We start from the raw sequence: 24177 nt of genomic DNA on the forward strand, positions 1-24177 counted from the left end.
AATATATTTCAATTGTTTTTTCTTCTAGCCTTTAATTATATGACGGCTGCAAAGCCATAATCAATTCTTCAACTTGAGCTATTGGCATTTTTACAGCGGTTTCTATTTCAGAATTTTCACAAGTTATAACTAAAACGGCTTCATTATCTTCTTCATAACCAACCGATTTAAACGAATATTGAGGAAGAATTAATTCTATTTCTTTTTTAGCATCTTTAAACCAGCCGTAATTGGCTTCATAGACAATTTTATTGGGGAGGAAATCTATAATTTCTTCTCCGTATGTATTCCACAAAGAAACTCGCAAAAGATAAAATCCTATAAGCCCAAATACACCAATTGCAATGAAGTAACCTATATGTAATCCGTTTCCGCTTGCAATGCTTAAAATAACTCCTAATACGGGAACAACAAAAAACAAAAAAGCCAAAAGAAACATAATTAATCGAATTATAAAAGGCGATTTTTTTACTTTTAAGTTTAGTGTATTGAATTCCAGAGTGTATTGTTTCATATAGATTATTTATCCTTAAATAAAATCATTTAATAAATGTTGAAAAACAAGACGAATGCAAATCTTTAATTTGATCAAAAATAAAATAATATATTATAGCAAATAAAATAGAACTAAAATTGCCTATTAAAAAGTAATCATTTTTTATTTTGTCATTCTTTTCAAACCTTGTTCCAATTTTAATAGCACCGTATACAATCAATACTTGCGTCAAACCAATTACTAATGAAAAATAAAGAACAAATCTTTCTAGTAGTCCTTTAAATATAGAAATATTAATACCCAAAAATTTCTTTGATGCTTCGTCCCCAGATATCTCTCCAGTATTAAAATAACTAATAAGATAAGGAAAGAAACTTTTGTTAATTATGACTTCACCTATTAAAAAAATTAAACAAAAGAAAATAATATTCATAATTAAGATTTTAAAATATATAAAATAATTTTTTTTATGTCCTTATACTCTACAATATTAAGACTTTTCTTTCTTCTCCAAGCATTAGATTGATCAATATTTACATTTTTTGCCACAATTTTATAATCATCATATGACAGAAATTCATTAACTATCTTTAAATCTTTCTCTTTCCAAGAGTCGATAAAATTTTGATAAATTAAAAATATTTTATTTAAATAATCTTCTTTTATTTTTTCATTTGAACCTAAATAAATCCAAAATCTTGAATCCTTATTCTTCAAATTATTTAAAGTTTTTCTTGCTTCTGTCAATCCATTTCCTAGCATTTCATAAGCAACTTTTGTATTAATATCAGTCTCAATTTCCCCAAACAAAAGCACATACCTCAATTTAAAATCATATTCATTACTTAAAATAGTTTCTTCTAAATTAAAAATAGTTTTAATACCATTTTCCATAGTATTAATTAAACCTTGAAATTCATCTCCTAAAGTAATAGTCAGAGGTGAAATAAGATTTTCTTTATTTTTACTATTTATAGTCAAAACTAATTCTTTAAATTCCTCCATAAGTTTTTTGGAATCTTTTCGACCACTGTGTATTATATCGGCCATTAATATTGGATACTTCATTTTGCCATTTTTTTACAAATATACATTTTTTGTAAAAAAAACGCAAAAAAAACCTTTTTGCAATTATCTTACAACAATTAAACTCGACTAATTTTTTACATCTCAAAGTCAAATCATTGAAAATAGCACTAAATATTTATGATTTTCAGATTTGTGATTTGGTAATTTTCAGCCTATATTTGCTATCGAATAAAAAAGAATATGGAACAATTTGTAGTATCGGCTCGTAAATATCGCCCGCAGACCTTTAAGGATGTTGTGGGGCAGAAAGCCATTACCAACACATTGTTGAATGCTATTGACAGCAACCACCTTGCTTCTGCTCTTTTATTCACCGGACCGCGTGGAGTTGGAAAAACTACCTGTGCACGTATCCTGGCTCGTAAAATAAATCAGCCCGGATATGATGATCCAACTGAAGATTTTGCTTTTAACGTTTTTGAGTTAGATGCTGCTTCAAACAACTCGGTTGATGATATTCGTAACCTTATTGATCAGGTTCGAATCCCGCCGCAAACAGGACAATATAAAGTATATATTATTGACGAGGTTCATATGTTGTCTTCGGCTGCTTTTAATGCTTTTCTTAAAACGTTAGAAGAACCGCCAAAACATGCTATTTTTATTTTAGCAACAACAGAAAAACATAAAATCATTCCAACGATTTTATCTCGTTGTCAAATATTTGATTTCAAAAGAATTACGGTAAAAGATGCTAAAGAACATCTAGCAGAAGTTGCAACAAGTCAGGGAATTAATTTTGAAGATGATGCTTTGCACATTATTGCTCAAAAAGCTGATGGTGCAATGCGTGATGCTTTATCTATTTTTGACCGTGTGGTTTCGTATTGCGGAACTAACTTAACGCGTCAGGCTGTAACCGAAAATCTAAATGTTTTAGATTACGAAACGTATATTAGTGTTACAGATTTGATTCTGGAAAATAAAATTCCGGATCTTTTAATTGCATACAACGACATCCTTTCTAAAGGTTTTGACGGACATCATTTTATTGCCGGATTAGCTTCTCATTTTAGAGATTTATTAGTGAGTAAAACTCCTGCAACTATTGCTTTATTAGAAGTTGGAGAACAGGCACAGCAAATGTATGGCGTTCAGTCTCAAAAATGCTCTCAGGATTTTTTATTGAAAGGAATTGACATTGCAAACGACTGTGATTTAAAATACAAACTGAGTCAGAATCAGCGTCTTTTAGTCGAATTATGCTTGATGCAATTAGCCTCTATCAACTTTGATGGAGAAAAAAAAAAGTTGAGCAATTCATAATTCCGCCTACTTATTTTAAAAACGGAAGTTTTTCTATTGTTGAAGTCCAAAGTCCAAAGTCCAAAGTCGAAAGTCAAACTGGAACTGGTGAAAATGTCAATATCAATCAAAATGACAGTGACAATTCTGCTGTAAATACTACAACGCAAACTCCTGTTGCAGAAACTCCAAAAGTTGAAACTCCTGTAACTCCAAGAGTCGAAATAGGCGGTGAACCTAAAGTTTCTGCATTTTCTTTGGCGAGTATTCGCAAGAAGAAAGAATTAGAATTAAGCAGTAAATCTTACGTTAAACCATCATCTTCATCTGTTTTACCTACTGAAGAGTTTACAGAAACAGAAATGTTAGTGCAATGGAATAAATATGCCGAACGTTTAGGTCAGAAAGGTTTAAAGATTATGGAATCGATCTTATTAATCAACGATCCTGTTTTAAACGGAACTAACATTACTTACGAACTTCCTAACGAAGGTTCTAAACTGGAATTTGAAAGTCAGATGAATGCGCTTTTAGGGCATTTAAGAGGCCACCTGCATAATCATGATATTACTATTGAAGTAATTGTAAATGAAAAAGTTGAAACTAAAAGAAATTTAAACGATCAGGACAGATACAATCGTTTACATGAAATCAATCCAAACATTGAACTTTTACGTTCTACATTTGGATTGGAATTACCTTCTTAGTTTTTTTTAGCCACTAATTACACGAATTTTCACTAATTTCTTTATGCTGAAATTCTAAAAAATAATTCGTGGAAATTCGTGTAATTAATGGCGATAAATCTATTTATTTTTCAATCCTAAATCGTAGATTTTTTCGAGCCATTTTGCTCTTTGGAGATCATGAGATCCTTTTATGATTCCAACGTAGCTTACTTTTACGGGTTTTACACCGCAGAATTCCAGAGTTGATTTCTTTAATTGATTTACACTTGGTCTTCCAAAAAACAATCTGTAATACCAGCTTGGCTGATCTAGTGTCGTGATAATATGCGCTGTTTTTCCTTTTAGTAATTTATCCCACCAAACCGAATTTTCTCTGTATTGAAATGCCATTCCGGGTAAAAATAATCTATCTATAAATCCTTTTGTAATTGCGGGAAGTCCACCCCACCAAACGGGATGTATCCAAACCAAATGATCGGCTCTTTTGATTTTCTCCCACGATTCTAATAAATCTGGTTCTAATTCTGTTCGTTTTTGGTAACCGAATTTTAGATTTGGACTAAAATCTAGAGAAGCAATTGTAATGGTTTCTACAACTGCACCAGAAGCAAGTGCTCCTTCTTTATATTCATCGGCAATAGCGAAATTAAAGCTGTCAGGATTTGGATGTCCGTTTATAATCAGTATTTTTTTCATATAAATGTTTTTTCAAAAATACTATTCGGGTTATTTATTTTACTGGACAAATGTCCTGAAAATTTATTTTTTTTGCCACAGATTAAAAGGATTTTAATGATTTTTTTTAAAATCTGAAAGACTGTTTTTTATCTGTAAAAAATATTAGAATTTTCTTTTTACATCTTTTAAATACTTATAACTGATTTTCTGATTCGGCTTAAGTGTCTTGGGGTAACACCTAAATAAGATGCTAAATATTGCAACGGAATTAACTGAATGTATTTTTGGTGATTCTTATACAATTCTTCATAACGCTGGGCTCCGGATAATTTTTGAAAAGAAACCATTCTTTTATGCAGATTTACGAACTCTAATTCTGTTAGTTTTCTTCCTGTTTCCTGCCAGTTAAAACCTGATTGATAGAGTTTTTCTAAGCCTTTACGATCTAAAATCTGAAGCTCGGTTTCGGCTAACGCCTGAATGTTTTCTTCTGCTTTTTCTTCTGTTATAAAACTGGCGAATGATGCCATGAATTCATTTTCGAAAGCAAAACAATTGGTGATTTCGTCGCCTTTATGATTATAAAAAAAAGAACGCAAAATTCCTTTCTTTATAAATACAATTTCATTGCAAACCTGATCTTCCGTCAATAAAATTTCTCCTTTTTTTAGTGTACGAAAAGTTATTAAATTATCTAAAAGTGATAACTCTTCGATAGAAAAATCCTGTATGGACTGAAAAACGTTTTTCATCATAAGTTAATTTAAAAAAAAGATTGCCACGAATTTCACAAATTTTCACGAATTATTATTCTATACAAGGCATAAAAAATTCGTGTTTATTCGTGAAATTCGCGGCAAAAAATATTTTGTTTACGCTTAAATTTTACCGTAATACATCGCTTTTACGATTCCGTCAGAAAGTCCAATTTTTGGAACATAAATCTGGCGCGCTCCACTCCATTTCATTGCATTCAAATAAATTCGTGTTGCGTGGATAATTACGTCGGCACGGTCAGAGTTTAAACCTAATTCTGCAATTCTTTGTTCGTAAGTCAATGAATTTAAAAAGGCATATTGTGAATTGATGTAAATGTATGAAAGCGGTTTTTCCTGCTGTTTTCCAGACATTTTAAACAACTTGTTGATGTTTCCTCCAGAACCAATTAAGGTAACTTCATCGTAATCTGCTGTATTGGCTTTAATCCATTTTTCGATTTCATCCCAAACTACATCGTGAACCATATTATTCAGCAAACGAACGGTTCCTGCTTTGAATGATCTTGAAGTAATCATTTTTCCGTCAGAGAACAAAGTAAATTCTGTACTTCCACCTCCAACATCAACAAAAAGGTACGTTTCGTCTCTTTTTAATAAATGATGCAAATCTGTAGAAGCAATAATTGCCGCTTCTTTTTTACCATCAATAATTTCGATTTTAATGTCTGCTTTTTTCTTGATTAAAGCCACGACTTCTTTTGCATTATAAGCTTCACGCATTGCAGAGGTTGCAAATGCCATATAACGTTCAACTTTATGTACTTTCATCAAAAGGTTAAATGCTTTCATCGCATCAACCATTCGATCTATATTTTCTTCTGAAATTTCACCTACGGTAAAGGCGTCTTGTCCCAAACGAATTGGCACACGAACAAGCGAACTTTTATTAAACTGTGGTTCTTTTCCATCTTGTTCTACAACATTCGATATCAGAAGCCTCATGGCATTTGAACCGATATCTATTGCTGCAAATTTCCTTATATTAATCATGCTCACTCTATGATTTTGTAATTGAATTGTAATTATTTAGTCTACTTTTTGAGGAACCTCTTCTAGTACCGCAATCTTGTCTTGATAATATTTATAGGTTTCAAATTGTGCTCTAAATGGGGCATGATGATTTCTAGGCTTATATTTATTATCTAATTTATAGGAATGATATCTTACTTTTACGTTTCCTTTCCAGGCAATATTGAAATTGTCGATTAACTCTTTTTTGATTTCGTGATCGTAAACCGGGCAGGTTACTTCTACCCTTCCGTCAAGATTTCTGGTCATGAAATCGGCTGATGAAATGTATACTTCGTTTAGACCTGCATTTCCAAAAATGTATACTCTTGTATGCTCCAGATAATTATCGACAATACTTATGGCTTCAATGTTTTCGCTCATTCCCGGAATTCCCGGAATCAGGCAGCAAATTCCTCTTACATTCAACTGAATTTTAACTCCGGCATTACTTGCTTCGTATAATTTATCTATCATTTTAAAATCAGATAAACTATTCATTTTTAATTTGATAAATGTTTTTCTTCCGGCTAATGCGTGAAGAATTTCACGATCTATCAGTTTTATAAATTTTGTTCTTGTATAATGCGGCGAAACGATTAAATGCTTATATCTGTGAATTCTGTAATTGATATCGAAGAATTCGAATATTTTCGAAACATCTTTTAAAATTCCCTGATGACAGGTAAAAAGTGTTACATCGGTATAAATTTTAGCAGTCGACTCGTTAAAATTTCCAGTTGAAATAAATCCGTAACGACGATTTTTCCCGTCTTCGGTTCTTTCTATCACACATATTTTACTGTGCACTTTTAGTCCTTTTATTCCAAAAATAAGTTCAATTCCTTCAGTCTGCATTTGCTCTGCATAGGAGATATTCGAAGCTTCGTCAAAACGTGCCTGAAGTTCAATTTGAACTACTACTTTTTTACCGTTTTTAGCCGCATTTATCAATGAACTGATAATTTGTGAGTTCTTTGCCAAACGATACAACGTAATTTTTATGCTTGTTACTTTTGGATCTAAGGCCGCTTCTCTCAAAAATTTTGTCAAATACGAAAATGACTGATATGGAGTATGTATCAGATAATCTTTTTTATTGATTTTTTCCAGAATACTTCCGTCAAGACTTAAACCCGGAACCGGTAAAGGTTCGTTTGGTTTATATAGTAAATCGTAACGTCCTAAATTTGGAAAATCCATATAATCGCGTCGGTTGTGATATCTTCCTCCGGGAATTATACTATCTGTTTCTACAATTTTCATTTTATCTAAAAAGAATCGCAGCGTATCCTCTTCAATTAAACTGTCGTAAATAAAACGAACTGGTTCCCCAATACGGCGGTCTTTTACAGATGTAGCGATTTTTTCAAGCATACTTTTACTCAAATCGCTGTCTATATCTAACTGTGCATCACGCGTAATTTTGATCATGTGTGCCGAAACACTTTTGTAATCGAATATATTAAAGATGTTTTTTAGTTTGTAACGAATAACATCATCAATTAGAATTACGTATTGTTTATCATCTTCTGAAGGAAGTACGACAAACCTGTTTATGGTTTTAGGAATTTCTATCAAAGCGTAACGAACCTCATCATTTTTTAATTCCAGACGAACGGCCAGATATCCTAAAGTATCTTTTAAAACCGGAAATACAGCCAGGTCATTTAAGATAATGGTTACTAACTCCGGACTTAATTTTTGCATGAAAAAGTCCTTTAGAAAACATTCCTGTTTTGCTGTAATCTGATCTTCGTTTATAATGAATATGTTTTCTGCTTCAAGCTCTGCTTCGATATTCCCTAGAATACGTAAACTTTCTGATTGCTGCTGAATTACAATTTCTGTAATATCCTTAATTAATTGATGGGCAGAAACTCCGCCTAAATATTTTTCACCGGAAATTCCGGAAAGACTCAATCTTCGAATTGCGGCGTATCGAACTCTAAAAAATTCATCTAAATTGTTTGAAAAAATTCCAACAAAACGCAATCTGTCTAAAAGTGGAACCGTATTATCTGCGGCTTCCTGAAGTACTCTTGCATTAAACGCTAACCAGCTTTTTTCTCTATCGATATATTTCTGTTCGTACACTTGATTTATTTTAGGTCTTTGGGGAATAATGTTTTATGGGTTTTGCCTTTATTGATTGAATCCCAGCTTTCTGAGTCAAATTGCAATGAAACAAAGCCGGAAGTTGGGACATTATCGATAAAAACATCCCCAAATTTATTAACAAAATTTGTAATAGCCTCGTTATGTCCAAAAAGAATAACGCTTTCTAAACTATTATCACATGATTTGATAACTTTTTCAAGTTGTCTCTCATCAAAAGTATATAAATCGTCTCTGTAGATTATACTTTCTATAGGATATGAAATGTTTTGTGCAAAGATTACTGCGGTTTCTGATGCACGTGCAGCAGTACTGCTCCAAACTATATACGTTTTTGGAAGATATTTTGATATATGAGTAGAAACTTCATGCGCATCTAAAATTCCTCTTTTTTGTAATGGTCTGTCGAAATCTTTTAAAGGGGCTTCCCAACTAGATTTTGCATGTCGTATTAGAATTAAATTTTTCATAAACAGAAGTTTTAAAAATCACAAAAAATGACTGCGATTTATTGAAGTTCTAATTTACAAAAGATATTTTAATACTTCTTCTTTTTTTATTTCTGTTAACAATTATACTGAAATTTTAACAAGAATAAATTATCCTCAAAATTTTAACAATCCATAATTTTTCATTTTCCACTTTTAAAAAAAATGTACTTCATCCAGCAAAATATGCATTTTGTCGATATTTTGAAATCAGCAAAAAATTAACCAAATAATTGATTATTAACCATTTAACATCGATTAAACAACATGGTTTTTATTAAAAAAGAAAGAAAAATCAGTAATAAAATTTTATAATACTGATTAAAAATATCTCAATTTGAATCAATTTTTAATAAAAAAAGAGCATTTTAACGAGTTTTTAGGTTAGTTACAGATAAAAAAAATCAATTAGAAAAACTCTAATATAATTTTGATTCTGTTAAAATATAAAAAATATAACAAACGATAAAAGCAATATGCTGCCATTAAAAACTATTTCTGAATGAAGTAGTAAAATTACCCAAATTGTAAGTTATTTTTTTTTAGGTGTAAGATGTGATTAATATACTATTTGCCATTTAAAAAAATAGAAATTATTCTCTATCTCTTAAGATCTATCAACCGTTAATGCAAAATACGGAAACCAAAGAATCATAATTAAGCTTTTCTCATCACCATTATTTCTAAATCAATTCTATAATCGATTTACATATTACCAAATAGTCACTAAGACTGACTATACACTTTTAGAATCTTAAGTAAAAGTATTAAAGTTTAAAAATTAGAGATTATGAAAAACATTACTTCTTTTAAAAATATTAATATTAAGCACACACTCATAACGTTGATTTTAATATTCAATATCAATTTAACCTTTTCGCAAGTAGATTTAAGAACATGTGGTTTTAACTGTACATCAAACAATTACACACTGACGGATGTATATTTAAGTCTGTCAAATGTAAATGGGACACCTATAACCAATACTACGTGTACGATTGGGCAGGTACAGCAGGTATATATTTATCTTAATTATTCCTCAAATTCAAATTCGAGCATTCATTTTGCGAGATTAAATTCAGATTTGAAGATAAACGGAGTTAATACTTTTTTGAACGTTTTATTAGGTGAAATTGTTCCCGGGAGCAATAAAAAATTAATATACGGTCCGTTCAATTGGACTTGTGGAGATGAATTAAGCCTAAGTAATACCATTATAGCCTGGAAAACAAACAGCAATAATGATCCCGGACCAAATTATACCTGCGGTTCTTATACCAACTCGCAATGTGATTTTACAAATTCTTTTATTATTTCCAAACCTTTAGCTGTACAGTTTACATACAAAGCATGTAAAGTTGGCACTAACACAACAGTAACTTTTACCTCTACTACAAACGGAGGTAAAACGCCTTATACGTACGCTTGGGATTTCCGGAATGACGGAGGAGCACCTGATTCCACCTCGCCAAATCCAACATTTACTTACACAACTTCTAACAACACTGCCAAACTAACTGTTACTGATGCTCAGAATTTATCAAATTCATATATTCTTTCTATAATTGAACCGACAGAACTGTTATTAAGTGAAGCACATACAAGCGTAAGCTGCAGCGGAGGAACATCTAATATCACTTTGGGCGTTACAGGAGGTACACCCGGCTACAGTTATTTATGGAATAATGGTGTAACTACTAAGGATTTAAATAATGTTACTGCCGGAACATATACAGTAACTGTAACCGATAGTAATAATTGTTCAAAACAATTAACTGTAATCATACCAAGTGGAGATTCTATCAAACCTATAATTGACCCGCTTCCTGCTGTTTCTACAATTAATTGCCCGCAGATTCCTGTATTTGCGCAAGCTACAGCAACTGACAACAGTGGTGTGGTCGCTTCTTTAACATATGTTGATCAGACTACTCCAGGTTCATGTGATGGTTCCTATACGACTATTAGAACCTGGACTGCAAAAGATGCTTGTAACAATATCTCGCTTCCTGTAAGCCAAACCATAAACGTAGTAGATATTACTGCGCCTATCTGGACAACTGCAAGCGGTTCTTTAAACCAGACTATCGAATGCAGTAATACACAAGCTTTAGCTTCAGCGCAGGCTTTATTTCCAACGGCTTCTGATTTATGCGATACTGATGTTTCTAATATTACTAAAGTAAGCGGACAGTTTGTAGCTTTAGAAGGATGCGGAAATTCTGGAACTTACACCAATATCTGGACAGTTAAAGATGACTGTGGCAATACTTCGGATACTTTCACTCAAGTAATTACAATTCAAGATACAACTGCGCCAACGTGGACAACGCAAGCCGGTTCTTTAAATCAAACTATTGAATGCAGTAATACTCAAGCTTTAACTTCGGCGCAAGCCTTATTCCCAACCGCATCTGATTTATGTGATGCTGATGTTTCGAATATTACTAAAGTAAGCGGACAGTTTGTAGCTTCTGAAGGATGCGGAAATGCCGGGACTTATACCAATACCTGGACAGTAAAAGATGACTGCGGAAATACTTCGGACACTTTCACTCAAGTAATTACGATTAAGGATACTACTGCCCCAGCATGGACAACACAAGCTGGTTCTTTAAATGTTACTTTAGAATGTAGTAATACTTCAGGATTAGATGCCGCGCAAACAATGTTTCCAACTGCTGCTGATTTATGTGATGCTGATGTTAGTAATATCATTAAAGTAAGCGGACAGTTTGTTGCTTCTGAAGGATGCGGAGATGCAGGAACTTATACCAATACATGGACAGTTAAAGATGACTGCGGAAATACTTCGGACACTTTCACTCAGGTAATTACGATTCAGGATACTACTGCCCCAACGTGGACAACACAAGCTGGTTCTTTAAATGTTACTTTAGAATGTACTGATACTTCTGGATTGGATACCGCTCAGGCCTTATTTCCAGCTGCTATTGATGCTTGTGATTGTGATGTAACTAACATCACTAAAGTAAGTGGACAATTTGTAGCTTCTGAAGGATGCTCAAATTCTGGAACTTACACCAATACCTGGACAGTAAAAGACGACTGCGGAAATACTTCTGATGTTTTCACTCAAATCATTACAATTCAGGATACAACTGCACCTACTTGGACAACACAGGCGGGTTCTCTAAATCAGACTATCGAATGCAGTAATGCTCAAGCTTTAACTTCTGCACAGGCTTTGTTCCCTTCAGCTTCAGATTCTTGTGATGCCGATGTTTCGAATATCACCAAAGTAAGCGGACAGTTCGTCGCTTCTGAAGGATGTGGAAATGCTGGAACTTATACTAACACTTGGACTGTAAAAGACGACTGTGGAAATACTTCTGATACTTTTACACAAGTAATTACAATTCAGGATACAACAGCACCAGCATGGACAACACAGGCTGGCTCTTTAAACCAAACTATTGAATGCAGCAATGCTGAAGCTTTAACTTCTGCACAGGCTTTGTTCCCTTCAGCTTCAGATTCTTGTGATGCTGATGTTTCGAATATCACTAAAGTAAGCGGGCAGTTTGCCGCTTCTGAAGGATGCTCAAATTCTGGAACTTATACCAATACGTGGACAGTTAAAGATGACTGTGGAAATACTTCTGATGTTTTCACACAAATCATTACAATTCAAGACACTACTGCTCCGACTTGGACAACACAGGCGGGTTCTCTAAATCAGACTATCGAATGCAGCAATACTTCAGGGTTAGATGCCGCACAGGCTTTATTCCCAACTGCTTCAGATTTATGTGATGCTGATGTTTCAAATATCACTAAAGCAAGCGGACAATTTGTGGCTTCTGAAGGATGTGCAAATTCTGGAACTTACACTAACACTTGGACTGTAAAAGATGACTGCGGCAATACTTCTGATACTTTTACACAAGTAATTACAATTCAGGATACAACAGCACCAGCATGGACAACACAGGCTGGCTCTTTAAACCAAACTATTGAATGCAGCAATGCTGAAGCTTTGACTTCGGCGCAAGCCTTATTCCCAACGGCTTCAGATTTATGTGATGCTGATGTTTCGAATATCACTAAAGTAAGCGGACAATTTGTGGCTTCTGAAGGATGTGCAAATTCTGGAACTTATACCAATACGTGGACTGTAAAAGATGACTGTGGAAATACTTCTGATGTTTTCACTCAAATCATTACAATTCAGGATACTACTGCTCCAACTTGGACAACACAAAGTAGTTCTTTAAACCAAACTATTGAATGCAGTAATGCTGAAGCTTTGACTTCGGCGCAAGCCTTATTCCCAACGGCTTCAGATTTATGTGATGCTGATGTTTCGAATATCACTAAAGTAAGCGGACAGTTTGTGGCTTCTGAAGGATGTGCAAATTCTGGAACTTACACCAATACCTGGACGGTTAAAGATGACTGTGGAAATACCTCTGATATTTTCACTCAAATCATTACAATTCATGATACAACCGCACCAACTTGGACAACTCAGGCTGGTTCTTTAAATCAGACTATCGAATGCAGTAATGCGGAAGCTTTAACTTCGGCGCAAGCCTTATTCCCAGCAGCTTCTGATTTATGTGATGTAGATGTTTCGAATATCACCAAAGTAAACGGACAGTTTGTGGCTTCAGAAGGATGTTCAAATGCTGGAACTTTCACCAACACTTGGACTGTAAAAGACGACTGCGGAAATACTTCTGATACTTTCACTCAAGTAATTACCATTCAAGATACAACTGCTCCAACTTGGACAACGCAAAGTGGTTCTTTAAACCAGACTATTGAATGCAGCAATGCTGAAGCTTTGACTTCTGCGCAAGCCTTATTCCCAACTGCTTCTGATTTATGCGATGCTGATGTTTCTAACATTACTAAAGTAAGCGGACAGTTTGTGGCTGCTGAAGGCTGTGGAAATTCTGGAACTTATACCAATACTTGGACAGTCAAAGATGATTGTGGAAATACCTCTGATACTTTCACACAAGTAATTACAATTCAGGATACAACTGCTCCAACTTGGACAACACAAGCGGGCTCTTTAAACCAGACTATTGAATGCAGCAATGCTGAAGCTTTGACTTCTGCGCAAGCCTTATTCCCAACTGCTTCTGATTTATGTGATGCTGATGTTTCTAATATTACTAAAGTAAGCGGACAGTTTGTAGCTTTAGAAGGATGTGGAAACTCTGGAACTTATACCAATAGCTGGACGGTAAAAGACGACTGTGGAAATACTTCTGATACTTTCACTCAAATCATTACAATTCAGGATACTACTGCTCCAGCATGGACAACGCAGGCTGGTTCTCTAAATCAGACTATTGAATGCAGTAATGCGGAAGCCTTAACTTCGGCACAAGCCTTATTCCCTACAGCTTCTGATTTATGCGATACTGATGTTTCGAATATCACTAAAGTAAGCGGACAATTTGTAGCTTTAGAAGAATGCGGAAATTCTGGAACTTATACCAATACGTGGACTGTAAAAGATGACTGTGGAAATACTTCTGATACTTTTACTCAAATCATTACAATTCAGGATACAACAGCACCAACATGGACAACACAAGCGGGTTCTCTAAATCAGACTATTGAATGCAGCAATGCTGAAGCTTTAACTTCAGCTCAGGCTTTATTCCCTTCAGCTACTGATTTATGTGATGCTGATGTTTCGAATATCACTAAAGTAAGCGGTCAATTTGTCGCTTCTGAAGGATGTGGAAATGCCGGAACTTATACCAATACCTGGACAGTAAAAGACGACTGCGGAAATACTTCTGATACTTTCACACAAATCATTACGATTCAGGATACAACAGCTCCAACTTGGACAACACAGGCAGGTTCTTTAAATCAGACTATCGAATGCAGTAATACTTCAGGACTGGATGCCGCACAGGCGTTATTCCCTTCAGCTTCTGATTTATGCGATGCTGATGTTTCTAATATCACTAAAGTAAGTGGACAATTTGTAGCTTTAGAAGGATGCGGAAATGCTGGAACTTATACTAACACTTGGACTGTAAAAGACGACTGTGGAAATACTTCTGATACTTTTACACAAGTAATTACAATTCAGGACACAACAGCACCAGCATGGACAACACAGGCTGGTTCTTTAAACCAGACTATTGAATGCAGTAATGCGGAAGCTTTAAATTCAGCTCAGGCTTTATTCCCAACAGCTTCTGATTTATGCGATACTGATGTTTCGTATATCACAAAAGTAAGCGGACAGTTCGTGGCTTCTGAAGGATGCGGAAATTCTGGAACTTATACCAATACGTGGACAGTTAAAGATGACTGCGGAAATACTTCTGACACTTTTACTCAAATCATTACAATTCAGGATACTACTGCACCGAATTGGACAACACAGGCTGGTTCTTTAAACCAGACTATTGAATGCAGTAATGCGGAAGCTTTAAATTCAGCTCAGGCTTTATTCCCAACAGCTTCTGATTTATGCGATGCTGATGTTTCGAATATCACAAAAGTAAGCGGACAGTTTGTGGCTTCTGAAGGATGCGCAAATTCTGGAACTTATACCAACACGTGGACAGTTAAAGATGACTGCGGAAATACTTCTGACACTTTTACTCAAATCATTACAATTCAGGATACAACGGCTCCAGCTTGGACAACACAAGCGGGATCTTTAAACCAGACTATTGAATGCAGTAATGCGGAAGCTTTAACTGCAGCTCAGTCTTTATTCCCTGCAGCTTCTGATTCTTGTGATAGTGATGTTTCGAACATTACTAAAGTAAGCGGACAATTTGTAGCTTCTGAAGGATGTTCAAATGCCGGAACTTACACCAATATCTGGACAGTTAAAGATGACTGTGGAAATACTTCTGACACTTTTACTCAAATCATTACAATTCAGGATACTACTGCACCGAATTGGACAACACAGGCTGGTTCTTTAAACCAGACTATTGAATGCAGTAATGCGGAAGCTTTAAATTCAGCTCAGGCTTTATTACCTTCAGCTTCTGATTTATGCGATGCTGATGTTTCGAATATCACTAAAGTAAGCGGACAGTTTGTAGCTTCTGAAGAATGCGGAAATTCTGGAACTTACACTAACACTTGGACTGTAAAAGACGACTGCGGAAATACTTCTGATACTTTTACTCAAATCATTAAAATTCAAGATACAACTGTACCAACTTGGACAACACAAAGTGGTTCTTTAAATCAAACTATCGAATGCAGTAATGCAGAAGCTTTAACTTCGGCGCAAGCCTTATTCCCTGTAGCTTCTGATTCATGCGATATTGATGTTTCGAATATTACTAAAGTAAGCGGACAATTTACAGCTTCTGAAGGATGTGCAAATTCTGGAACTTACACTAACACTTGGACTGTAAAAGACGATTGTGGAAATACTTCTGACACTTTTACACAAATCATTACAATTCAAGATTCTACTGCTCCAACTTGGACAACACAAAGTGGTTCTTTAGATATAACGTTACAATGTGCCGATACTGAAGGATTCAATAATGCTCAAACTCAGGCACCAATTGCAACAGATAATTGCAATGGAACCGTAACTTATACTAAAACAACTGGCGAACTACAAAGAGGAAGCTGTGGAAGCACAGGAACTTATACTAATACCTGGACTGCAAAAGACAGTTGTAACAATACTTCAACAACTTTTACACAAGTAATTACAATTCAGGATACTGCAGCGCCAACCTGGATAACGCAAACAGGAACATTAAATGTAACTTTACAATGCAGTGATACTGCTGGTTTAGAAAATGCTCAAAATCAGGCTCCAACTGCAACTGCAAATTGTACATTTGTTACTTATGAAAAAACAAACGGTCAATTTGTCGCTTCTGAAGGATGCGGAAATGCTGGAACTTATACCAATAGCTGGATTGCAAAAGATGACTGCGGAAATGTTACCGCTAGTTTTGTTCAAATCATTACAATTCAAGATACAACAGCTCCAACTTGGACAACGCAAAGTGCTTCTTTAAATCAGACTATCGAATGCAGTAATACTTCAGGACTGGATGCCGCACAGGCGTTATTCCCTTCAGCTTCTGATTTATGCGATGCTGATGTTTCTAATATCACTAAAGTAAGCGGACAATTTGTAGCTGCTGAAGGATGTTCAAATGCCGGAACTTATACCAACACCTGGACTGTAAAAGATGACTGCGGCAATACTTCTGACACTTTCACACAAGTTATTACAATACAAGATACAACAGCTCCAACTTGGACAACACAGGCTGGTTCTTTAAACCAGACTATCGAATGCAGCAATGCTGAAGCTTTAAATTCAGCTCAGGCTTTATTCCCAGAAGCTTCTGATTTATGTGATGCTGATGTTTCTAACATTACTAAAGTTAGCGGACAATTCGCTGCATCTGAAGGATGCTCAAATTCTGGAACTTACACTAATACTTGGACTGTAAAAGACGACTGTGGAAATACTTCTGATGTTTTTACTCAAATCATTACAATTCAGGATACTACTGCACCAACGTGGACAACACAGGCAGATTCTTTAAACCAGACTATCGAATGCAGTAATGCGGAAGCTTTAACTTCGGCGCAAGCCTTATTCCCTACAGCTTCTGATTTATGTGATGCTGATGTTTCGAATATCACTAAAGTAAGCGGACAGTTTGTAGCTTCTGAAGGATGCGGAAACTCTGGAACTTACACTAATACATGGACTGTTAAAGATGATTGTGGAAATACTTCTGATACTTTTACTCAAATCATTACAATTCAGGATACAACTCCTCCAACATGGACCACACAAGCAGGTTCTCTAAATCAGACTATTGAGTGCAGTAATGCTGAAGCTTTAACTTCGGCTCAGGCTTTATTCCCAGCTGCTTCTGATTTATGCGATGCAGATGTTTCTAACATTACTAAAGTAAGCGGACAATTCGTTGCATCTGAAGGATGCTCAAATTCTGGAACTTACACTAATACCTGGACTGTAAAAGACGACTGTGGAAATACTTCTGATACTTTCACTCAGGTAATTACAATTCAGGATACAACTCCTCCAGCTTTTACTGGAGATCTTCCAACTGATATTACTGTTTCTTGTGATGCTGTTCCAGAACCTGCAAACCTTGAAGCATCTGATAATTGCAGCGGAGACTTACCAATTGTTTTTTCTGAAATTAAAAGCAATATTCTTAACGAATGTGGTACAGATTATACTTTAACACGTAAATGGACTACTAGTGATTGTGGTGGAAGTACAGTTTCTCATACTCAAATTATAACAGTTAGAGATACAACTCCGCCAACAGGAACTGCTCCGGCTGATGTGGCAGATTTACAAAGTATTACTGATATTCCGGCAGCAAATCCGCAAGCTATTATAGATGCAGCAGATAATTGCAGCAGTACAGTAACTGTTACAATCAGCGATTCTAATAACGGAGCAAGCGGCTGTAATGGAGATGCTTATATCTTAACCAGAACATATACTCTGACAGATTGTTCTGGAAACAAAACAGAACTTGTTCAAATTTTTACTGTTGAAAATAAAGTTTCTGTAACTGGTGTAGCTTCAAATGTAACCTGCTTTGGAAAAAGCGATGGCTCAATTTTAGTGACTAATAGTCCGGGATCGACAGTAGTTATTACAAATGATAAAAATGAAGTTGTTGGCAATACTAATTTACCTGCCGGAACTTATACTCTTACAGCAACATTTGCTGTAAATGGCGAAAATCAAACTTGTACTGCAACTACAACTGTTGTTATTACTCAGCCTGAATATACTGTAAAAATATCCGGTTATGTTATGAATGTAGACAACAATTCTGGTATTGCAAATGTAATGGTGACATTGATTCCGCAAGGAACTACAACAGGGCCAATTTTATTACGCTTAACCGGAACAGATGGCAGCTACAGTTTTACAGGAATGCCTGCAGGAAGTTATTTAGTTCAGGTACAAGATGCAAACTTAAATAGTGTTTACGAGTTATATCCTATAAATTCGAGTTTGTTCTTTACAACTCTTGAAGATTGTATTTTCCAGGAACATACTTTTAATTACGGATCTTCTACTCTGCCAGTTTTAGGCGATTATGTTTGGTATGATACAAACAGTAACGGAATTCAGGATGAATGGTACGATGCTAACAACGATGGCGTTGTTACTAAAAATGTTCCTGATTCAGGTGGCGCAATTGACTACAGCTTATGGGAATGGATCGATCTTAATGGAGACGGAAGTTATCAAGGTCCATTAAACGTTGGTGAACTAAATGCCGGAGGTTTTGGAAATGCGGCAAGTCCGAATGTTATAGTTGATGGACCAAACGGTTATCACCAAGAAGTAATTATTGGAATTCAAGGATACTGGAGAGACAGACCAAATACCGAAAATCCGTATGGGGAGTATACAATTAAATTGGTTAAAGATGGAAATCTGGATACTATGGCTGCTGCTTTAGGCGCAACAGGACTTGTAAAAGTACTTCCAAATTTAGCTGATAAAAAAGCAACTGATAAAACGAGTAAAACTCAAATGCATACGGTATGCTCAACAACTAGTCCAAGCAGTTATATTGTAAATGTTACACCGCAAGACTTAGTTCATTTAGATAATGATTTTGGAATAAGCTGTAAAGAATACCAAGATATTGTTGCCAATGATGATTCTGCAGGACCTATTGCAGGCGTTAATCACACTACAACAAATGTTTTAAATGTTCTTATAAATGATACCCTTGAAGGTAATGCAGTAACTGTTTCTGATGTAATTATTACTACAGTAACACCAAACGAATTTTTACAACTAAATCCTGATGGTTCTGTAGATGTTTTACCAAATGCACCTGTTGGCACACTTACATTAGTATATCAAATTTGTGAAGCAGATCAAACTTCAAACTGTGATACTGCAACAGTAACTATTACTATTGAAGCTCCGGTTATGACCGTAACTGCAACACCTATTTGTGTAAACGATGTTCCTTACATTGATTATGTAGTAACACCCGGTAATTTCACTCCGGTAAACGGTGTAACGATAGCTTGGGCAAATGCACAAAATACGGTAATAACTACCATGACCAATTTACCTCTAAGCGGCCGAGTTTTATGGCCGGGAGCTGTTGTTAATGAAGCTGGAAATGGTATTGACTGGCCTGGATGGATTTTCGAAAATAACAAATGGGTTCAAGGCGCTGATGGTTTTGAATCATTACGTCCAACAGTTAATTTAACGATATCAGTTAATCCAAGCGAAACTATAACTGTAAATTATCCACCGGCAGATCCGTATTGTATTGCCAGACCAACATTTGCAATTGTCGCAAACGATGATAATCCGCCGGCAATTACAGCACCAGCTGGAGTTACAAACATTGTAAATGTATACAACAATGATACTTTAAATAATGATCCTGTAAATCCTGCCGATGTTACACTTACAACAGTAACACCAGATCCAACAAATACATTGACATTAAATCCTGATGGTTCTGTAGATGTTGCGGCAAATACACCTGCAGGAACTTACACATTGACGTATCAAATTTGTGAAAATGCCGATGCCGGAAACTGTGACACTGCTATTGTAACTGTAATTATTGTTGAACCTGCACCTCCTACTCCAGTTGTTGCAAATGATGATGTATATGCAAACATTGGCTGTAACACCTTTGGGTTAGTTGGAAATGTATTAAGTAATGATTTCAAAGGACAACTTCCTGCCACACTTGAACTAGTCAATTTTACATTACTTGCAGAAAATGAAAACAATGCCAAAACAGATCCAAATATCACAATTGATAATCAAGGAAATGTTACGGTTTCAAGTTTAACACCAGCCGGAACTTATACCTACACGTATCGCATTTGTGATAAACTAAGTGCCGAAAATTGCGATACTGCATCAGTAACCATAACAGTTGTTCCAAATGGAATTGTAAACATAACCAGCGAGGCATGTAATGATGACTCGAGCTTAATAAACTTGTCTAATTTGCTTCCGGAAGGCACACCAATAACCGGAACATGGATTGACACAAACGAAACTAATGCATTACAAGGAAATATATTCAATCCGTTTGGTTTAACACTTGGCAATTATACATTCGAATATAAAATTACCGATGAAAATTGTCCAAGAAGTGTACAGCTAAATATGGGAGTTAACAATGACTGCCACGTTTTAGCCTGTGGAAACATTGTAATACATAATGCTTTCTCTCCAAATGGCGACGGAATAAATGATGTATTCGTAATTGACAGTATTAATGATTTAACCTGTTATCCTGAAAATACAGTAGAAATCTATAATCGTTGGGGAATATTAGTATTTGAAACTTCAAATTACAATAATACAACCAACGCATTTGATGGAACTTCCAGAGGAAGAACTACTGTAAATAAATCTGACGGACTGCCATCTGGTACTTATTTCTACATTCTTACTTATAAATCATTAAATGGAAATAATGAAATTCAAAATAATAAGGAAGATGGATATCTATATCTGTCAAAATAAAAAACAAGTAATACATTATATAAATCACTCTTATATAATGTATTACATAAAAAATAGTAAAAAATTTCTTATTTTTGAATAAGCAAAATATTGACTTTTTGATTGGAAAATAATTAAGAAATCAATCAGTAATAATCAATAATACACATCTACTATGAGAACAAAATTATTTTTCTTCGTCATTATGTTTGTAACTATTTCTGGTTATGCACAACAAGATTCACAGTATACTCAGTACATGTACAATGCTATAAATGTAAATCCGGCTTATGCAGGATCCAGAGGAGTTTTGAGCATCTTTGGTCTCTACAGAACACAATGGGTAGGTTTAGACGGAGCTCCGGAAACAGCAAGCTTCTCTGCAAATTCGCCAATAAACAACAGTAATTTAGGAGTTGGTTTATCACTCGTAAATGATAAAATTGGGCCAACAAATGAAACCACTATTTCTGCAGATTTATCATATACACTTCAAACATCTCCAGATTTCAAGCTTTCATTTGGTCTTAAAGGAAGCGCCAATTTATTCAATTTAGACATTAGCAAACTAAATCCTGAAACTCAGGGAGATCCACAATTTCAGGATTTAGACAATAAATTTTCACCAAATGTTGGAGCAGGAGTTTACTGGCATTCAGATAAAGCCTATATCGGTTTATCAGTTCCAAACTTTATCGAATCCAAAAAATTTGACGATAACGACTATGCCATTTATAAAAGTAAAATCAATTATTATTTAATGGGTGGTTATGTATTTGATCTTGACAAATTACAATACATAAAATTCAAACCTGCGACATTAATTAAAATGGTCGAGGGTGCACCGCTGCAGGTCGACGTTTCTGCCAATTTTATGTTTTTTGAAAAATTTGTAGCAGGACTCTCTTATAGATGGAGTGCATCTGTAAGTGGTATTGTTGGATTTCAAATCACCGACGGACTCTATTTAGGTTATGGTTACGACAGAGAAACCACAAAACTAAATAATTACAATTCAGGATCGCATGAAATATACCTGCGCTACGAATTCTTTAAAAACACCAGCAAAATGGTAACTCCACGTTTCTTTTAAAAAATAATAGTTATGAAAAATTTTACTCTTCTTATTTTAATAACTCTAAATGTTTTTTCCAGCTACTCACAGCAGTCAAAATTAAATGCTGGTGCCAAAAAATACGACACCTACGCTTATATTGATGTCATTAAAACCTATGAACGAGTAGCCGCAAAAGGATACAAGTCTGAGGATTTATTCAGAAAACTGGGCGATTCTTATTACTTCAATTCTAACTTTGAAGGAGCTGCCAAATGGTATGATGAATTATTCGGCATGAATACCTCTCCCGAAGCTGAATATTATTACAGATATGCACAGTCCCTAAAAGCAACGGGACAAACAGCCAAAGCAAATAGGATTCTGGAGGAATTTAATATAAAATTCAAAAATGATTCAAGAGCTAAGCTTTATAGAGAAAACGTAAATTATCTTGATAAAATTAAAGCAAATTCAGGACGTTATAAAATCGAAAATGCCGGAATTAATTCTAAATATTCTGATTACGGAAGCTTTGTTTATAATAACAAAATATACTTCGCATCTGCAAGAGACACTGGAAATTTCAGTCAGCGAAAACACAAATGGACAGGTGAATATTTTACTAACATTTATGATGCCGACATCGATACTAAAAGTGATTCAGCATCAAAAGTAAATAAAATCAGATCTACCGTAAATACAAGATTTCATGAATCCTCACTTGTTTTTACTAAAGATGGAAATACGGTTTATTTTACTAGAAACAACTTTGTTGATGGCAAAAAAGGAAAAGATGCTAATAAAGTTACTTTATTAAAAATTTATAAAGCCAGCCTTGAAAATGGAAAATGGACAAACGTAACTGCGCTTCCGTTTACGAGCGATAATTATTGCACAGCACATCCGGCATTAAGTCCAGACGAAAAAACATTATATTTTGCTTCAGATATGCCGGGCACAATGGGACAGTCTGATATTTTCAAAGTAAACATTAATGCCAGCGGCGGTTTTAGTTCTCCCGAAAATTTAGGAAAAGGAATTAATACCGAAGGAAAAGAGACATTTCCTTATGTACCCAATGAAAACGAAATTTATTTTGCTTCAGATGGGCATCCCGGACTTGGCGGACTTGATGTTTTTGTAGGCCAAATTGAAACTGATGGTTCTATTGATGATATTCAAAACCTAGGTGCCGATATTAATTCTCCTAAAGATGATTTTGCCTATATTATCGATCCAGTTTCAAGAAGAGGCTATTTTTCGTCTAATAAAGACGGCGGACTTGGTTCTGATGATATTTACAAGTTTTTAGAAACCAAACGCTTAAAATGTGTTCAGGAATTAAGCGGTGTAATTACAGATGCTGCAACCGGAATTATACTTCCGGGAACGAAAGTTACTTTGTATGACGGTATGCAGCGAATAAAAAATTCTACCGTTGCAGATGCTTCCGGACTTTACAGTTTTGGAGTTGAATGCGGAAAAACCTATTATGTACGCGCAGAAAAACCTGAATATGCCACAAAAGAAGTCAGCATAACGATTCCTAAAGAAAGCGGAAAAACAGATCTTCCTATCGCTTTAGAAAAATCGGTTTGTAAAGTTGTTGTTGGAGACGATTTAGGGAAATGTTTTGGTATCAAAAGGATTTATTTTGATTTAGATAAATCTAACATTCGAACCGAAGCCGCTTTAGATTTAGAAAAAATCCTGGATGTTTTAAAACAAAATCCAACAATGAAATTAGATATTCGCTCGCATACAGACAGCAGAGCTTCTCATCAATATAACGAAGCATTATCTAACCGAAGAGCAAAATCAACCATAGAATGGCTTATAAACAACGGAGTTCCTACAAATCGCTTAACCGGAAGAGGTTATGGAGAAACACAACTGGTAAACTTATGTTCTGATGGAGTACAGTGTACGGAAGAAGAGCACCAAATGAACAGACGAAGCGAGTTTATTATTACCGGATTATAAATTGTAAAAACCAAACCAGCCAATAATTAAAAAGCTGTCTAT

Annotated in this window: 14 protein-coding genes; 5 read left to right on the forward strand and 9 right to left on the reverse strand. The window is 35.0% G+C overall.

All coding sequences use genetic code 11. The annotated features are described in order from the left end of the window. Positions 1–31: 31 nt before the first annotated feature. The 3 genes from J2Y38_RS00415 to J2Y38_RS00425 are packed head-to-tail and all read right to left on the reverse strand — an operon-like array spanning position 32 to position 1564. Positions 32–514 (reverse strand): hypothetical protein, encoded by a 483-nt coding sequence (locus J2Y38_RS00415; protein ID WP_309838513.1) that lies wholly within the window; start codon positions 512–514, stop codon positions 32–34. Positions 515–539: 25 nt separating this feature from the next. Next, positions 540–929, reverse strand: a complete 390-nt coding sequence (locus tag J2Y38_RS00420; RefSeq protein ID WP_309838515.1) for a hypothetical protein — start codon at positions 927–929, stop codon at positions 540–542. Between the two features lie 2 nt (positions 930–931). Continuing rightward, positions 932–1564, reverse strand: a complete 633-nt coding sequence (locus J2Y38_RS00425) for a SatD family protein (protein ID WP_309838517.1) — start codon at positions 1562–1564, stop codon at positions 932–934. A gap of 201 nt (positions 1565–1765) precedes the next feature. Here J2Y38_RS00425 and dnaX point away from each other — a divergent pair, with 201 nt between their 5' ends. Further along, complete coding sequence (dnaX, locus tag J2Y38_RS00430) at positions 1766–2851, forward strand: DNA polymerase III subunit gamma/tau (RefSeq protein WP_053470654.1); 1086 nt, start codon at positions 1766–1768, stop codon at positions 2849–2851. 106 nt (positions 2852–2957) lie between these two features. Here the strand turns inward: dnaX and J2Y38_RS00435 are convergent, their stop codons facing one another. Then, positions 2958–3104, reverse strand: coding sequence for a hypothetical protein (locus J2Y38_RS00435; protein WP_309838519.1), 147 nt, complete (start codon positions 3102–3104; stop codon positions 2958–2960). On the opposite strand from J2Y38_RS00435, the gene J2Y38_RS00440 reads away from it, so the two are divergent. Further along, positions 3088–3537 carry a hypothetical protein gene (locus tag J2Y38_RS00440; RefSeq protein WP_053470653.1) on the forward strand — a complete coding sequence of 150 codons (450 nt, stop codon included), beginning with the start codon at positions 3088–3090 and terminating at the stop codon, positions 3535–3537. The genes J2Y38_RS00435 and J2Y38_RS00440 overlap by 17 nt on opposite strands. 99 nt (positions 3538–3636) lie before the next feature. Here J2Y38_RS00440 and J2Y38_RS00445 read toward each other — a convergent pair whose 3' ends face one another. The 5 genes from J2Y38_RS00445 to J2Y38_RS00465 all read right to left on the reverse strand — a co-directional run bounded on the left by J2Y38_RS00445 (position 3637) and on the right by J2Y38_RS00465 (position 8572). Then, the gene (locus J2Y38_RS00445) at positions 3637–4215 is read right to left on the reverse strand and encodes an NAD(P)H-dependent oxidoreductase (RefSeq protein WP_309838523.1); all 579 of its coding nucleotides are present in this window, start codon (positions 4213–4215) and stop codon (positions 3637–3639) included. Between the two features lie 167 nt (positions 4216–4382). Further along, complete coding sequence (locus tag J2Y38_RS00450) at positions 4383–4952, reverse strand: Crp/Fnr family transcriptional regulator (RefSeq protein WP_309838525.1); 570 nt, start codon at positions 4950–4952, stop codon at positions 4383–4385. 123 nt (positions 4953–5075) lie between these two features. Then, on the reverse strand, positions 5076–5966 hold the full coding sequence (locus tag J2Y38_RS00455; protein WP_053470650.1) for a Ppx/GppA phosphatase family protein: 891 nt from the start codon (positions 5964–5966) through the stop codon (positions 5076–5078). Between the two features lie 36 nt (positions 5967–6002). Next, on the reverse strand, positions 6003–8081 hold the full coding sequence (ppk1, locus tag J2Y38_RS00460; protein ID WP_309838528.1) for a polyphosphate kinase 1: 2079 nt from the start codon (positions 8079–8081) through the stop codon (positions 6003–6005). A 5-nt stretch (positions 8082–8086) separates the two neighbouring features. Then, a complete protein-coding gene (locus tag J2Y38_RS00465) occupies positions 8087–8572 on the reverse strand; it encodes a histidine phosphatase family protein (RefSeq protein WP_309838530.1) in 486 nt (161 codons plus the stop codon). 808 nt (positions 8573–9380) lie between these two features. Here J2Y38_RS00465 and J2Y38_RS00470 point away from each other — a divergent pair. The 3 genes from J2Y38_RS00470 (at position 9381) to J2Y38_RS00480 (ending at position 24135) form a co-directional block, all read left to right on the forward strand. After that, entirely contained in the window at positions 9381–21116 is an 11736-nt protein-coding gene (locus J2Y38_RS00470; protein ID WP_309838532.1) for an Ig-like domain-containing protein, read from the forward strand. Between the two features lie 154 nt (positions 21117–21270). Beyond that, entirely contained in the window at positions 21271–22188 is a 918-nt protein-coding gene (locus J2Y38_RS00475; protein WP_309838533.1) for a type IX secretion system membrane protein PorP/SprF, read from the forward strand. Positions 22189–22200: 12 nt separating this feature from the next. Then, the gene (locus tag J2Y38_RS00480; protein ID WP_309838535.1) at positions 22201–24135 is read left to right on the forward strand and encodes an OmpA family protein; all 1935 of its coding nucleotides are present in this window, start codon (positions 22201–22203) and stop codon (positions 24133–24135) included. The last annotated feature ends 42 nt before the right edge of the window (positions 24136–24177 follow it).

The sequence above is a fragment of the Flavobacterium sp. 2755 genome (genome assembly GCF_031455715.1).
Taxonomy (GTDB): Bacteria; Bacteroidota; Bacteroidia; order Flavobacteriales; family Flavobacteriaceae; genus Flavobacterium.

Bases quoted from the DNA above. Each gene is read 5' to 3' on its own strand.
- J2Y38_RS00415 (WP_309838513.1), bottom strand. From the start codon at position 514: ATGAAACAATACACTCTGGAATTCAATACACTAAACTTAAAAGTAAAA.
- J2Y38_RS00420 (WP_309838515.1), bottom strand. From the start codon at position 929: ATGAATATTATTTTCTTTTGTTTAATTTTTTTAATAGGTGAAGTCATA.
- J2Y38_RS00425 (WP_309838517.1), bottom strand. From the start codon at position 1,564: ATGAAGTATCCAATATTAATGGCCGATATAATACACAGTGGTCGAAAA.
- dnaX (WP_053470654.1), top strand. From the start codon at position 1,766: ATGGAACAATTTGTAGTATCGGCTCGTAAATATCGCCCGCAGACCTTT.
- J2Y38_RS00445 (WP_309838523.1), bottom strand. From the start codon at position 4,215: ATGAAAAAAATACTGATTATAAACGGACATCCAAATCCTGACAGCTTT.
- J2Y38_RS00450 (WP_309838525.1), bottom strand. From the start codon at position 4,952: ATGATGAAAAACGTTTTTCAGTCCATACAGGATTTTTCTATCGAAGAG.
- J2Y38_RS00455 (WP_053470650.1), bottom strand. From the start codon at position 5,966: ATGATTAATATAAGGAAATTTGCAGCAATAGATATCGGTTCAAATGCC.
- J2Y38_RS00465 (WP_309838530.1), bottom strand. From the start codon at position 8,572: ATGAAAAATTTAATTCTAATACGACATGCAAAATCTAGTTGGGAAGCC.
- J2Y38_RS00470 (WP_309838532.1), top strand. From the start codon at position 9,381: ATGAAAAACATTACTTCTTTTAAAAATATTAATATTAAGCACACACTC.
- J2Y38_RS00475 (WP_309838533.1), top strand. From the start codon at position 21,271: ATGAGAACAAAATTATTTTTCTTCGTCATTATGTTTGTAACTATTTCT.
- J2Y38_RS00480 (WP_309838535.1), top strand. From the start codon at position 22,201: ATGAAAAATTTTACTCTTCTTATTTTAATAACTCTAAATGTTTTTTCC.